We start from the raw sequence: 13626 nt of genomic DNA on the forward strand, positions 1-13626 counted from the left end.
CGCCGGTGGGGACATCATCTCCGACAACGAGGGCCCGGTCATCAACGATGTCGACATGAGTGGAGGCAACGGTGGAGGCGCGGTCGGCGGTGATGGCGGCGGCGGTCTGATCGGTGTGGGCAATGACGGCGGCAACGCCACCGGTGGGGCCGGCGGTTCTGGTGGGGGCATCGTGATCAACGACAACGACACGAGCACCACCACCGTGGAGGGCAACCAGACCACCGTCGGCGATATCGACGGCAGCGTGTCTGGTGGTATCTCGGGCGGGACGAGCATCGAGGACAACTCGGTGGACAACTCGGTGGACAATTCGGTCGACAACTCCGGGCAGGACAACTCGACTGACAACTCCGGTCAGGTCAACACCGACGTCGATGTGAGCACCACCGTCGACACCGGCCTGTTCTGAGCCCAACCACACAACGCCAGCCCAACCACACAACGCCACTGGCGGGGATCAATCCACGATCCCCGCCAGTCGGCACGTCTACCGTTGACTCACCGGCCCACCCGGACGCGAGGACTTCATGACGCAAGGCAACGACCCACGACCGGCCAGACAGACTTCGGCCGGCAAGCCGGCCAGACAGACTTCGGCGGGCGAGCCGGCCAAACAAACCAGAGTCATCGTCGAACTGATCGACCACACCAGCAGGATCGCCACTGCCAACGACCGAGGAGATCTGGTCGAGCGGCTGGCCAAGGCCAAGGACCGCATCACCGACCCGCAGATCCGGGTGGTGATCGCCGGTCAGCTCAAACAGGGCAAGAGCCAGTTGTTGAACTCGCTTCTCAACGTTCCTGTTTCGCGGGTCGGTGACGACGAGAGCACGGTGCTGCCGACCGTGGTGACCTACGGCGAGACCGCCGCCGCCAAGCTCATCGTGGCGCGGGGCGAGGGCGAGGAACCCGAGGCCGTCGAGATCCCGATGGCCGACATCAAGAACGACCTGCGTCGCGCGCCGCAGGCCCATGGTCGTGAGGTGATCCGGGTGGAGGTGACCGCGGCCAGCCCGCTGCTCAAGAACGGGCTCGCCTTCGTCGACACCCCGGGCGTCGGCGGGCACGGCCAACCTCACCTCTCCGCGACGTTGGGTCTGTTGCCCGACGCCGATGCGCTGTTGATGTGCAGCGACACCAGCCAGGAGTTCACCGAGCCCGAAATGACGTTCATGCGGCAGGCCTTCGAGATCTGCCCTGTCGCAACGATAATCGCGACCAAGACCGACCTGTATCCGCACTGGCGCCAGATCGTCGATGCCAACAAGGCGCATCTGCAGCGTGCGGGTGTCAACGTGCCGATGATCCCGGCCTCCTCACTGCTACGCAGCCACGCGATCGCGCTCAACGACAAGGAACTCAACGAAGAGTCGAACTTCCCGGCCATCGTGAAGTTCCTCAGCGAGCAGGTGCTGGCGCTGCAGAACGGCCGGATCCGCGACCACGTCGTCAACGAGATCTATTCGGCGGCCGAACATTTGACGCTCAAGGTCAAGGCCGAGCTGTCCGCACTCAACGACCCCGAGACGCGTGACCGGCTGAAGGAGGACCTCGAGCGGCGCAAGCAGGAGGCTCAGGATGCCTTGCAGCAGACCGCGCTGTGGCAGCAGGTGCTCAACGACGGGATCGCCGACCTGACCGCCGATGTCGACCACGATCTGCGCGGGCGGTTCCGCATCATCGGCCAGCACATCGAAAAGGTCATCGACACCTGCGACCCGACACATCACTGGGCCGAGATCGGCGCCGAACTCGAAAACGCGGTCGCCACGGCCGTGGGCGACAACTTCGTCTGGGCCTATCAACGCGCCGAGGCGCTGGCCGCCGAGGTCGCGCGCACGTTCATCGAGGCGGGTCTCGACGCCGTCAGCATGCCCCAGCTCGACCCCAGCCGGATGGGTGCCAGCCTCGGCGAGATGAAATCGCTGGGCAAGCTGGAGGCCAAGCCGGTCCGCGCGGGACGCAAGCTGACCATGGGCATGCAGGGCTCCTACGGTGGCGTCCTGATGTTCGGCATGATGACGTCGTTCGCGGGCCTGGGCATGTTCAACCCGATCTCGCTGGGGGCGGGTCTACTGATGGGGCGGACGGCGTACCGCGAGAATATGGAGAACCGGATGCTGCGGGTGCGCAACGAGGCCAAGACCAACACCCGCAGATTCCTCGACGACACCCAGTTCGCGGTGGGCAAGGAATCGCGCGACCGGCTCAAGGCCATCCAGCGGCAGCTGCGCGACCACTACCGCGGCATCGCCAACCAGACCTCCAGATCACTCAACGAGTCGTTGCAGGCGACCATCGCCGCCGCGCAGGTCCAGGAGGCCGAACGCAGTGGCCGGATCAAGGAACTCGAGCGCCAACTGAACATCCTCAACCAGGTCACCGAGCACGCCACCAAACTGATGCGCACCGAATCGGCGCCCGAACCCGTCGGGACCACGTAGCGGCGTCGGTGAATAAGCTGGACTCTTGGCCATCGCCGAACGCCGGAGGGCAGCCAGGAGCATTGGTGGGCAGCGCGAAATGAGCACGAGCGACCAGGTGCGCGCGATCCTGGGTGGAACCATCCAGGCGTACCAGGCCGATCCCGCGTATGGTCATCGCCCCGATGTGCACAACGAGCTGGAGCGCATCGGTGGTCGGCTCAACCAGCCGATCCGGATCGCGCTGGCCGGCACGCTCAAGGCGGGCAAGTCGACGTTGGTGAACGCGCTTGTGGGCGAGGACATTGCGCCGACGGACGCCACCGAGGCCACCCGGATCGTCACGTGGTTCCGGCACGGTCCCACACCGAAGGTGACCGCAAACCACCGCGGCGGCAGGCGATCCAACGTGCCGATCGGGCGCGATCCCAACGAGGGCGGGCTGACGTTCGACTTCGCCACGCTCGACCCCGAGGACATCGTCGACCTGGACGTGGAGTGGCCGGCCGCCGAGCTGATCGACACCACGATCATCGACACCCCGGGTACGTCGTCGCTGTCCCGCGACGTCTCCGAGCGCACCCTGCGCCTGCTGGTCCCCGAGGACGGGGTGCCAAGGGTCGATGCGGTGGTCTTCCTGTTGCGGACGCTGAACGCCGCCGATATCGCGCTGCTCAAGCAGATCGGTGAGTTGGTCGGTGGTTCCGCGGGCGCGTTGGGCGTGATCGGGGTGGCTTCTCGCGCCGACGAGATCGGGGCGGGGCGCATCGATGCGATGCTGTCGGCCAAGGACGTCGCGACGCGGTTCACCGCCGAGATGGAGCGGACCGGGACGTGTCAGGCGGTCGTGCCGGTGTCCGGCCTGCTGGCGTTGACGGCACGGACGCTGCGGCAGAGCGAGTTCGTCGCGCTGGAGAAGTTGGCCGGGGTGGACGCCGCCGAGCTGACCAAGGCGATGCTGTCGGTGGACCGCTTCGTCCGCGACGACAGCCAGTTGCCGGTGGACGCCGCAACGCGGGCGGCGCTGCTGGACCGGTTCGGCATGTTCGGGATCCGGATCTCGATCGCGGTGCTGCGCGCCGGGGTCAGCGATTCGGTGGCGCTGGCCGATGAGTTGTTGGAACGCAGCGGATTGGTGACGCTGCGGGAGGTGATCGATCAGCAGTTCGCGCAGCGGTCGGATCTGCTCAAGGCGCACACCGCGCTGCTGTCGCTGCGGCAGTTCGTTCAGGCCAACCCGATCTACGCGACGCCCTACATACTGGCCGACATCGACCCGCTGCTCGCCGACACGCACGCGTTCGAGGAGCTGCGACTGTTGAGTCAGTTACGTTCGCGGCCAACAACACTGAACGATGACGAGATGGCCTCGCTGCGCCGGATCATTGGTGGTTCGGGCACCGACGCGGCTAGCAGGCTCGGCCTGCAGCCGGACAATCCGTACGACGGGCCGCGCGCGGCGTTCGCGGCCGCACAGCGCTGGCGTCGGCGCGCCGAGCATCCGTTGAACGACCCGTTCACCACCAGGGCATGCCGGGCCGCGGTCCGCAGCGCCGAGGCGTTGGTGGCCGCGTACGCCGCGCAGCACCGGGCCTAAGGGGTCGGTGGCGCCGTCACGGTCTCGGTCACCGTTTCGGTGCTGGTCTCGGTGCTGATGCTCGTGGTCGGCGGAGGGGTGGTCGTCGTGGTGGTTGTGGTGGTTGTGGTGGTCGGCTCCGTGGTGGTCGGCGCGGCCGGCGGTGCGGTGATGGTCTCGGTCACCGTCTGGGGTGACGGTGTTGTGGTGACCGGTGCGGCGGTCCGCGTCGTGGTCGTCAACGGCGTCAACGACGTCGGTTCGGTGGTGGAGTCATTGCCGCTGATCAGGCTGGCCAGCCCCCACACGATGAGGGCGACGAGCAGGGCACCGATGGCGCCGAACGCGACCAGCGCCGCGGGCTTGCGGTACCAGGGAATCGGCTCCTCGGGAGGCAACCCGGGCCCGCCGTCGCCGTAATTGAGGTACGCCGTCGGCTCGTTGTCGGGATGGTTCGGGTCGTCGGGGGGTCCGTATCGCGCCACGGCCACCGATAGTAGGCGCTCAGGGGTACGGATAGAGCGTGCGCGTCACATTCGTCCGGGGTCGGCGCGTCGTGCGGGTCGTGGTCGGATCCTCGTCCTCGTCGGCCTCGCTGGTGGGCGTCGTGTCGCTGCTGGTCGTCGTCTCGCTGGTGGTCGTCTCGGTGCCCGACGTCGTCTCGGTGCCTGACGTCGTCGTTCCCGAGGGCGGGGGGTCGTTGATCTCGGTCGTCTCCGGTGGACTGGTGGTGGTGATCGTTCCGGTGGTCGCGGTGGTGGATGTCCGGGTCTCGGTTGCGGTGAATGTCGGCTCGACGTAGTTCAGCGGCGCCTGCGGCGGTTCGCTCGATCGGCCGGTGACGAACGAGACTGCCAGCACCAGGATTCCGATCGCGAGCAGGCCGAGCAGGCTCGCGCCGACGACTTCCGGCGTGCGGTTGTACCAGGGCTGCGGCGGCGGGTTCCCACCGCGGTCGTCGTCGCTGTCACCGCCGGGCACGGCCACTGATCGTAGGGCCGCACGCCCGCGCGCGCCTGCTCAGCGAAGCTGCGGCAGCACCTCGCGAGCGACGAACTCGAGGTGATCGAGGTCTGACATATCGAGAACCTGCAGGTATATGCGCTGCACTCCGGCCTGGAGGAATGGTCTGAGTTTGTCGGCGATCTCGGCGGGCGTGCCGACCGTCGGAGAGTTGCTCCGCAACTCGTCGACCTCGCGGTTGATCGCGGCCGCCCTGCGGGCGATTTCGCCGTCGTCGCGGCCGGCGCACAGCACGAACGCCGCGGAGTACGTCATCGAATCGGGGGATCGCCCGGCATCGGACACCGCCGCGGCGACGCGCTCGAACTGGGTCTTGACCGTGTCGAGCGGCACGAACGGGACGTTGAACTCGGTGGCGTACTTCGCGGCCAGTGCCGGCGTGCGCTTGGCGCCCTGGCCGCCGATGATCACCGGCGGATGCGGTGACTGCGCGGGTTTGGGCAGGCCGGGAGAGTCGGCGACCGTGTAGTGCCGGCCGGTGTAGTCGAACGTCTCGCCCCGTGGCGTCGTCCACAGACCGGTGATGATCTCGAGCTGTTCGGAGAGCCGGTCGAATCGTTCGCCGAGCGACGGGAACGGGATCGCGTACGCCTGGTGTTCGGCCTCGAACCAGCCCGCGCCGAGGCCGAATTCCACCCGGCCCCCACTCATCTCGTCGACCTGGGCGACCGATATCGCCAGTGGGCCCGGAAATCGGAAGGTCGCGGAGGTCACCATCGTCCCCAGGCGGATCGTCGACGTCTCGCGCGCGATACCCGCCAGCGTGACCCACGAGTCGGTCGGGCCCGGCAGGCCGTCGCCGCTCATCGCGAGGTAGTGATCGGACCGGAAGAAGGCGGAGAAGCCCAGATCTTCGGCGGCTCGCGCGACGGCGAGCTGGTCGGCGTACGACGCGCCCTGCTGCGGTTCGACGAAAACCCGGAAATCCACCGATGAGCTCACGGACGCCAGCTTAGGCACGATCGACGGGTCACAGCCCGCGGCGGTTTGCGCGCACCGCCTCGACGGTCGCCGGGTCGCCGTCGAAGTCCAGGCGCACTTCGTCGCGACCGGAGATGAACAGCAGCAGTTCCTGCGCTTCGCCGACGACGGTCAGCGGTTGCCCCTTTCCGACCGTGGCAAGCACCTTGCCCTGCGGTGTCTTCAGCGTCATCCGCGCGGGCGCCTTGGCCAACGTCATCTTCGCCATCAGCGGTAGCGAACGCGTCAGGGCGCTGACCGTGCTGTCATCCAGAGGCCTTGGCTCCCAACCGGATTGCGCGCGCCGGACGTCCTCGTGGTGAATGTACATCTCGCCCATGTTGGCCACCGGGTCGAGCAGTTTGAACGGCGAGTACAGCGGCGGGCCGGAGGCGACCTTGTCGAGCAGTTCCTGCCAGTCGGTCTGCGCGGTCTGCCGTTGCACCTTGTCGGTGTATCCGGCCAGAGCGGGGATCATGATCCCCGGGGTGGCGTCGAGCCTGCGCTCGCGTACCACCAGATGCGCGGCGAGGTCCCGGGTGGTCCAGTCCCCACACAAGGTGGGCGCGTCCGGTCCGACCTCGCGCATGGTCTCGACGAGTGCGGCGCGTTCCCGTTGTGCGGCGGTCATTCCTCCACCTTAGGGACGGGCGAGCGTCACACGCCCCACCTGACCATCTGCCGGCCGGGATGGGCTTCGTGCCACGCCGCGATCGCCGCATCCCAGTCCTCGCCGTCCAATTCGGTGATCGACGCAGGGAAGATCCCGTCCTCCTCCTTACGGGTGTGCTCCCAGAGGTCCTCGACGGCGTCGCGGATGGCTCGCTGATCGGCCTCGCGGCTCAGGTCCACGGAGGCGAGGAGCGCGGCGAGTTCACGGTGCTCGCGGATGAGGGGCTCGATGTGCTCGGCGAACAGGTCCTCGCGCAGAAGCACTTTGAACAGGCCGTTCTCCTCGCCGCGCCAGTGGGTGCCCAGGTCCTCGGCCATCTGCGCCAGAAGCTGTCGCGCCGTGTCGAGGTCGCCGCGGTCGATGCGCCGGACGGCTTCGCCGCCCAGGTTGAGGACATGGGCGTGCTCGTCGATGTAGTCCCGGATCAAGGGCATGTCGCGGCAGCCGCAGTACTGACACATCGGATTCGACGGTACGCCGCGGGAACAAATCCGCGAGGAGGCCCGTTGACCGATTCGACAGTTGAGTGAAACAGACTCAAGTTTGAGTTGACAGGGTAGGGTTCGTCGGCGCAGGCTTGAGTGCGGTGCACTCAGACCCCAACAAGCAGGACTATTCCAGGAGGAACCAACATGGCTCGTGCGGTCGGAATCGACCTCGGGACCACCAACTCCGTCGTCGCGGTACTGGAGGGTGGCGATCCCGTTGTCGTCGCGAACTCCGAGGGCTCCCGCACCACGCCGTCCGTCGTCGCGTTCGCGCGTAACGGAGAGGTGCTGGTCGGCCAGCCCGCCAAGAACCAGGCGGTGACCAACGTCGACCGGACCATCCGTTCGGTCAAGCGGCACATGGGCACCGACTGGTCCGTGGAGATCGACGACAAGAAGTACACGGCGCAGGAAATCAGCGCCCGAACGCTACAGAAGCTGAAGCGCGACGCGGAGAGCTACCTCGGTGAGGACATCACCGACGCCGTCATCACCGTGCCCGCGTACTTCAACGACGCCCAGCGGCAGGCCACCAAGGAAGCCGGGCAGATCGCCGGACTCAACGTGCTACGCATCGTCAACGAGCCCACCGCGGCGGCGCTGGCGTACGGCCTGGACAAGGGCGAAAAGGAACAGACGATCCTGGTCTTCGACCTCGGCGGCGGCACGTTCGACGTCTCGTTGCTCGAGATCGGTGAGGGCGTCGTCGAGGTGCGCGCCACCAGCGGCGACAACCACCTGGGCGGCGACGACTGGGACGACCGGATCGTGGAGTGGCTGGTCGACAAGTTCAAGGGCACCTCCGGCATCGACCTGACCAAGGACAAGATGGCGATGCAGCGGCTGCGTGAGGCCGCCGAGAAGGCCAAGATCGAGCTGAGCTCGAGCCAGAGCACCTCGATCAACCTGCCCTACATCACCGTCGACGCGGACAAGAACCCGCTGTTCCTCGACGAACAGCTGACCCGCGCCGAGTTCCAGCGCATCACCCAGGATCTGCTCGACCGCACCCGCCAGCCGTTCCAGCAGGTGGTCAAGGACGCCGGCATCTCGGTGTCCGACATCGACCACGTGGTGCTGGTCGGCGGCTCGACCCGCATGCCCGCGGTGTCAGATCTTGTCAAGGAGATGACCGGCGGCAAGGAGCCCAACAAGGGTGTCAACCCCGACGAGGTCGTCGCGGTCGGCGCCGCCCTGCAGGCCGGTGTGCTCAAGGGTGAGGTGAAGGACGTTCTGCTGCTTGATGTCACGCCGCTGTCCCTCGGTATCGAGACCAAGGGTGGCGTGATGACCAAGCTGATCGAGCGCAACACCACGATCCCGACCAAGCGGAGCGAGACCTTCACCACCGCCGACGACAACCAGCCGTCGGTGCAGATCCAGGTCTATCAGGGTGAGCGTGAGATCGCCGCGCACAACAAGCTGCTCGGCAGCTTCGAGCTGACCGGTATCCCGCCGGCTCCGCGCGGTGTGCCCCAGATCGAGGTCACCTTCGACATCGACGCCAACGGCATCGTGCACGTGACCGCGAAGGACAAGGGCACCGGCAAGGAGAACACGATCCGCATCCAGGAAGGCTCCGGCCTGTCCAAGGACGAGATCGACCGGATGATCAAGGACGCCGAGGCGCACGCCGAGGAGGACCGCAAGCGTCGCGAGGAGGCCGACGTCCGCAACCAGGCGGAGTCGCTGGTCTACCAGACCGAGAAGTTCGTCTCCGAACAGCGGAGCGGTGAAGGCGGCTCCAAGGTTCCCGAGGACACGCTGGCCAAGGTGGACGCCGCGATCGCCGATGCCAAGAAGGCGCTGGAAGGCACCGACATCGGTGAGATCAAGTCCGCCATGGAGAAGCTCGGCGTCGAGTCGCAGGCTCTCGGTCAGGCCATCTATGAGGCCACCCAGGCCGAGCAGGCGGCGAGCGGCGGTGCGGACGCCGGTGCGGCGGACGACAACGTCGTGGATGCCGAGGTAGTCGACGATGATTCGGACAAGGAGAACAAGTGACAGGAAACGATCCGCACGAGCCGGTGACCGTCACCGACAAACGGCGCATCGATCCGGTCACCGGTGAAGTGAGAGAAGCAGGTTCGGGCCCGGCGCCGGATTCGGCGCCGGACGAGCCCACTGCGACGGCGGCAGGGGAGGAGGCCGACAAGGCCTCCGAACTGCTCGCCGATCTGCAGCGGGTGCAGGCCGATTTCACGAACTACCGCAAGCGGGCGTTGCGCGATCAGCAGGTGGCGGCGGACCGGGCGAAGGCTTCGGTCATCGCGGAGCTGTTGCCGATCCTCGATGATCTCGACCGCGCGCGAAGTCACGGTGACCTCGAGAGCGGACCGCTCAAGGCGATGGCTGACAAGTTGGTCAACACCCTTGAGGGGCTGGGTCTTTCGGGATTCGGCGCCGAGGGCGACGACTTCGACCCCGAACTTCACGAGGCCGTGCAGCACGAGGGCGAGGGCACTCACCCCGTCATCGGCAACGTGATGCGGCGCGGCTACAAGGTGGGCGACCAAGTCGTGCGCCATGCGCTGGTCGGGGTGGTGGACACGGTTCCCGGGGACGGCGGCGACACCGCCTCGGGCGACGGTGCGCCGGAAGCCGAAGCCGAGTGATGAGGAGGTGGCGCGGAATCGCCGAGAGCGACGAATCCTGCGCCACCTTCGCCTCATCGGCGACGATGGATCCGACGCGAATCGTCGGTAACCAGCAAAATCTGAAGTGAGACTGCGATAAACCTACAGAAGCGGAAGGAGGTGACGCGGTATGGCCCAGCGTGAATGGGTCGAGAAGGACTTCTACAAGGAGCTCGGCGTCTCCTCTGACGCCAGCGATCAGGACATCAAACGGGCAGCCCGAAAGCTGCTCGCGGAAAACCATCCCGACCGCAACCCCGGGAACTCGGCCGCCGAGGAGCGGTACAAAGCCGTCTCCGAGGCCAAGGAGGTGCTCACCGATCCGGCCAAACGCAAGGAGTACGACGAGACCCGGCGGCTGTTCGCCAACGGCGGATTCGGCCGTGGCCGGTTCGGCGGGGGCGGGGGCTTCGGTGGTTTCGGTGGCGGCGACGGCGTCGAGTTCAACCTGAACGACCTGTTCGATGCGGCCGGACAGACCGGCGGCGCGAACATCGGCGACCTGTTCGGCGGGCTCTTCGGCCGCGGTGCACAACAGGCGCGACCCAGCAGGCCGCGCCGCGGCAACGACCTCGAGACCGAGGCCGAGCTGTCGTTCCTGGAAGCCACCAAGGGGGTGGCGATGCCGTTGCGGCTCACCAGTCCCGCGCCGTGCACGAACTGTCATGGCAGCGGCGCCCGTCCCGGAACGAGCCCCAAAGTCTGCCCGAACTGCAACGGGTCCGGTGTGATCAACCGCAACCAGGGCGCGTTCGGATTCTCCGAGCCGTGCACCGAATGCCGCGGCAGCGGGTCGATCATCGAGCACCCCTGCCAGGAGTGCAAGGGCACCGGCGTGACCACCCGCACCCGCACGATCAACGTGCGGATCCCCCCGGGCGTGGAGGACGGTCAACGGATTCGGCTGGCCGGCCAGGGCGAAGCGGGTCTGCGCGGCGCACCGTCGGGCGACCTGTACGTCACCGTTCACGTGCGGCCCGACAAGGTGTTCGGCCGCGACGGCGACGATCTGACCGTCACCGTACCCGTCAGCTTCCACGAATTGGCGCTGGGGACAACGCTTTCGGTGCCCACGCTCGAAGGCAAGGTCGGTGTGCGGGTACCCAAGGGCACCTCGGACGGACGCATCCTGCGCGTGCGCGGTCGCGGTGTGCCGAAACGCTCTGGCGGACACGGTGATCTGCTGGTGACGGTGAAGGTGGCGGTGCCGCCGAACCTGGAGGGCGAGGCGGCCGAGGCGTTGGAGGCCTATGCGAAGGCGGAGCGGGCCACTGGCTTCGATCCGCGGGCCGGATGGGCAGGTGCGTAATGGCAGCGAAACGGTCCAACGACGAGGCCCGCACGTTCCTGATCTCCGTCGCCGCGGAGCTCGCCGGCATGCATGCCCAGACGCTGCGCACGTATGACCGGCTCGGGCTCGTGCGTCCGCAGCGCACCTCCGGCGGCGGTCGGCGCTACTCGCAGCACGACGTCGAGTTGCTCCGCGAGGTGCAACGGCTGAGCCAGGACGAGGGCGTCAACCTCGCAGGCATCAAGCGCATCATCGAACTGACCAACCAGGTCGAGGCGCTCCAGTCGCGGGTGCGGGAGCTGACCGAGGAAGTCGAGGCGCTGCGGGGTTCTCCGCGCCGCGACCTCGCCGTGATGCCGAAGAGCACCGCGGTTGTGGTCTGGCAGCCCGGAGCGGGTCGGCGGCGACGTCAGGCGGAGTAGAGCTTCTGTCAGTGAATCGTGATCGAGAACCGAGCGGTCTCCGGCTTGCCGGGGGCCGCTTTTCGGTATCCGCCTCTGCGTAGCGCATCCGTCGGCGCCGCCATCGGTTCGATACCGATCAGGTCGTCGTTCGGGGGCGCGAAGAGTTGCGCTGCGGGATAGCCGGTTTCGAATGTCACGTCGATGCGGCGGCCACCTCCGGCGAGGGTGAACACCGCGCCTTCGGGCACCTGGTCGAAACCGTCGTCGTAGGCGGTGACCATCAGGGTCTGCTCACCACCGGGCCAGGGCTCGTCAGCGCCGGTGGGTATGCCCTTGTCGTCCACCGGCAGATGGCGCATCGGCGGGGTACTCAGCACCCACTCCTCCCGCGGCACACCGGGGATCTTCACGTACGGGTGATAGCCGAAGCACAGCGGTACGGACAGCGACGAGGTGGGCGTCACCGTGGTCTCGATGGCGAGCCTGCGGTCCTCGAGCACCACGTGCTGGGTGAGCACGTGCGGGAAGGGAAACGCCGCGAGCAGTTGCGCGTCGGCGCCGTAGTCGAGCACCGCGGTCAGGCTGTTGTCGGTACGGTCGCTGACCTCCCAGCCGGGGTACGCGGCGAGCACGCCGTGGATCGGCGCACCGTGCTCATCGGTCCGCACACCACCTGTGCCCGGAGCCAGGGTGACGACGGACCCGTCGACCTCATAGGTGTTGGCGCTCAACCGGTTCGCCCACGGATACAGGATCGGGATCCCCATGGTCTTGCCGTTGTTCACATACGCGGTCAAACCGCGGCGCTGACCGAGGAACTCGTCACCGGACTCCGCCAACGACGTGCCCACCATGCCTGCGGCGGGCACGAACGTCGCGGTCAGGTCCGACGACGGATCGCTCAGCGTGACGGCATCGAAGTCGATCACAAGACGATCGTCGCACGCTGCGCACGTGGAGTCGGGCCCCTTACTGGTTTGTGAATCTGGCGACGCTCGAAGCGCCGAAACCGTCGCCAGATGCACAATTCAGCGGGCTCAGTCGTAGACGATCACCGCACGGCCGACGAAATCGCCGCGGCCCAGCGCGTCGATGTGGTCGTTGACGTCTTCGAAGCGGACCTGCGTGACGCTGTCCTTGATCTTGCCCGCCTCGGCGAGCGCGACGACCTCGGTCAGGTCGGTGTAGTTGCCCCAGAACGACCCGAAGAACGTGTACTCCCTGCCGACCACCGGAAACAGCGGGATGTCGACGCGGTTGCCCACCAGGCCGACCGACGCGACCGCACCTTCGGTGGCCAGCAGCGCGAAGGCCAATCGGATGCTCTCCTCGGCACCGACACACTCGATCACCGCGTCGAACTCGCGCCTGCCGGTGGCCTGCTCGAGCGCATCACGCACCTGATCGTCGGTCCTACCCCTGGTGTTGACCGTGTGGTCGGCGCCGTTTTCGGTTGCCAGCGCCAGCTTTTCGTCGCTGCGGGCGAAGGCGACCACCGTCGCACCCGCCCCGAGCAGCTTGGCGTACTGGACGGCGTACGCGCCGAGGCCGCCGACACCCATCACCGCCACCGTCGTTCCGGGCCCGAGCACACCCGCCGCACGCAGCTTCTTCAGCCCGCGGTACGGCGTCAGGCCCGCATCGGTCAGCGGCGCCAGCGACACCGGTGACAGGTCGGCCCCGACGGGTATCACCTGTTGGTACGCCACCGGTACGTACTCCGCGTACCCGCCGTGCGGACCGAAGCCGACCCAGTGGCCCTGGTTGCAGATCTGTTCGTTGCCGCGGTGGCACTGGCGGCACGACCCGTCTCCGAGTGGGCCGAAAACCACCGCGCGAATCCCCTCCGACAGGCCCGCAGACGCCGGCACGTCGGCACCGATCCGGTCGACGGTGCCCGCAACCTCGTGACCCGGCGTCACCGGAAGCGGCATCGGCAGGCTGAAGTAGCCGTCGATGAGCTGAAAGTCGGTGCGGCACATGCCTGCGCCGCCGACCTTGATCAGCACCTGGTTCGGCTCGATGTCGGGTATGGGGATCTCCTCCAGCCGCAGCGGCTGCTTGTACCCGTGCATGCGTGCGGCTCGCATCGTCGCCATCTGAGCCCCCGATCGTTGATCTTGATCGGAGTGTACGGGTGCGGTGGCCA

13 protein-coding genes and 1 pseudogene are annotated in these 13626 nt (G+C 67.2%); 7 read left to right on the forward strand and 7 right to left on the reverse strand.

Annotated elements, in window-relative coordinates:
- From RMCN_RS18130 to RMCN_RS18140, 3 genes and pseudogenes are all read left to right on the forward strand, one after another.
- Positions 1–412 (forward strand): annotated as a pseudogene (locus RMCN_RS18130) (IniB N-terminal domain-containing protein); the annotation flags it as partial.
- A gap of 118 nt (positions 413–530) precedes the next feature.
- Positions 531–2447 (forward strand): dynamin family protein, encoded by a 1917-nt coding sequence (locus RMCN_RS18135; RefSeq protein ID WP_084377561.1) that lies wholly within the window; start codon positions 531–533, stop codon positions 2445–2447.
- A gap of 79 nt (positions 2448–2526) precedes the next feature.
- A complete protein-coding gene (locus RMCN_RS18140) occupies positions 2527–4023 on the forward strand; it encodes a dynamin family protein (RefSeq protein ID WP_067392049.1) in 1497 nt (498 codons plus the stop codon).
- Here RMCN_RS18140 and RMCN_RS18145 read toward each other — a convergent pair.
- The 5 genes from RMCN_RS18145 to RMCN_RS18165 are packed head-to-tail and all read right to left on the reverse strand — an operon-like array spanning position 4020 to position 7092.
- Positions 4020–4487 carry a hypothetical protein gene (locus RMCN_RS18145; protein WP_067392051.1) on the reverse strand — a complete coding sequence of 156 codons (468 nt, stop codon included), beginning with the start codon at positions 4485–4487 and terminating at the stop codon, positions 4020–4022. The genes RMCN_RS18140 and RMCN_RS18145 overlap by 4 nt on opposite strands.
- 19 nt (positions 4488–4506) lie before the next feature.
- Positions 4507–4983 carry a hypothetical protein gene (locus RMCN_RS18150; protein WP_234787704.1) on the reverse strand — a complete coding sequence of 159 codons (477 nt, stop codon included), beginning with the start codon at positions 4981–4983 and terminating at the stop codon, positions 4507–4509.
- Positions 4984–5022: 39 nt separating this feature from the next.
- Entirely contained in the window at positions 5023–5967 is a 945-nt protein-coding gene (locus RMCN_RS18155; RefSeq protein WP_064415136.1) for an LLM class F420-dependent oxidoreductase, read from the reverse strand.
- 28 nt (positions 5968–5995) lie between these two features.
- Positions 5996–6616, reverse strand: coding sequence for a TIGR03085 family metal-binding protein (locus RMCN_RS18160; RefSeq protein ID WP_064415135.1), 621 nt, complete (start codon positions 6614–6616; stop codon positions 5996–5998).
- Positions 6617–6642: 26 nt separating this feature from the next.
- A complete protein-coding gene (locus RMCN_RS18165; RefSeq protein WP_110765875.1) occupies positions 6643–7092 on the reverse strand; it encodes a hemerythrin domain-containing protein in 450 nt (149 codons plus the stop codon).
- Between the two features lie 198 nt (positions 7093–7290).
- On the opposite strand from RMCN_RS18165, the gene dnaK reads away from it, so the two are divergent.
- From dnaK to RMCN_RS18185, 4 genes are all read left to right on the forward strand, one after another.
- On the forward strand, positions 7291–9150 hold the full coding sequence (gene dnaK / locus RMCN_RS18170) for a molecular chaperone DnaK (RefSeq protein ID WP_064415133.1): 1860 nt from the start codon (positions 7291–7293) through the stop codon (positions 9148–9150).
- Positions 9147–9761: a nucleotide exchange factor GrpE gene (gene grpE / locus RMCN_RS18175; protein ID WP_067392060.1), complete on the forward strand. Its 615-nt coding sequence runs from the start codon at positions 9147–9149 to the stop codon at positions 9759–9761. The genes dnaK and grpE overlap by 4 nt, the downstream gene beginning before the upstream one ends.
- A 151-nt stretch (positions 9762–9912) precedes the next feature.
- Positions 9913–11091: a molecular chaperone DnaJ gene (gene dnaJ, locus RMCN_RS18180; RefSeq protein WP_064348310.1), complete on the forward strand. Its 1179-nt coding sequence runs from the start codon at positions 9913–9915 to the stop codon at positions 11089–11091.
- The gene (locus RMCN_RS18185; RefSeq protein WP_064348309.1) at positions 11091–11495 is read left to right on the forward strand and encodes a heat shock protein transcriptional repressor HspR; all 405 of its coding nucleotides are present in this window, start codon (positions 11091–11093) and stop codon (positions 11493–11495) included. Before dnaJ ends, RMCN_RS18185 begins: the two co-directional genes overlap by 1 nt.
- Before the next feature lie 8 nt (positions 11496–11503).
- Here the strand turns inward: RMCN_RS18185 and RMCN_RS18190 are convergent, their stop codons facing one another.
- Both RMCN_RS18190 and RMCN_RS18195 read right to left on the reverse strand, forming a co-directional pair.
- The gene (locus tag RMCN_RS18190) at positions 11504–12406 is read right to left on the reverse strand and encodes an aldose 1-epimerase (RefSeq protein ID WP_067392062.1); all 903 of its coding nucleotides are present in this window, start codon (positions 12404–12406) and stop codon (positions 11504–11506) included.
- A gap of 108 nt (positions 12407–12514) precedes the next feature.
- Entirely contained in the window at positions 12515–13576 is a 1062-nt protein-coding gene (locus RMCN_RS18195; protein ID WP_234787705.1) for an NAD(P)-dependent alcohol dehydrogenase, read from the reverse strand.
- Positions 13577–13626: the final 50 nt, after the last annotated feature.

The organism is Mycolicibacterium novocastrense (assembly GCF_001570485.1).
GTDB classification, from domain to species: Bacteria; Actinomycetota; Actinomycetes; order Mycobacteriales; family Mycobacteriaceae; genus Mycobacterium; species Mycobacterium novocastrense.

Coding starts and splice junctions, on each gene's coding strand:
- RMCN_RS18135 (WP_084377561.1), top strand. CDS start 531: ATGACGCAAGGCAACGACCCACGACCGGCCAGACAGACTTCGGCCGGC.
- RMCN_RS18140 (WP_067392049.1), top strand. CDS start 2,527: ATGAGCACGAGCGACCAGGTGCGCGCGATCCTGGGTGGAACCATCCAG.
- RMCN_RS18160 (WP_064415135.1), bottom strand. CDS start 6,616: ATGACCGCCGCACAACGGGAACGCGCCGCACTCGTCGAGACCATGCGC.
- RMCN_RS18165 (WP_110765875.1), bottom strand. CDS start 7,092: ATGCCCTTGATCCGGGACTACATCGACGAGCACGCCCATGTCCTCAAC.
- dnaK (WP_064415133.1), top strand. CDS start 7,291: ATGGCTCGTGCGGTCGGAATCGACCTCGGGACCACCAACTCCGTCGTC.
- dnaJ (WP_064348310.1), top strand. CDS start 9,913: ATGGCCCAGCGTGAATGGGTCGAGAAGGACTTCTACAAGGAGCTCGGC.
- RMCN_RS18185 (WP_064348309.1), top strand. CDS start 11,091: ATGGCAGCGAAACGGTCCAACGACGAGGCCCGCACGTTCCTGATCTCC.
- RMCN_RS18195 (WP_234787705.1), bottom strand. CDS start 13,576: ATGGCGACGATGCGAGCCGCACGCATGCACGGGTACAAGCAGCCGCTG.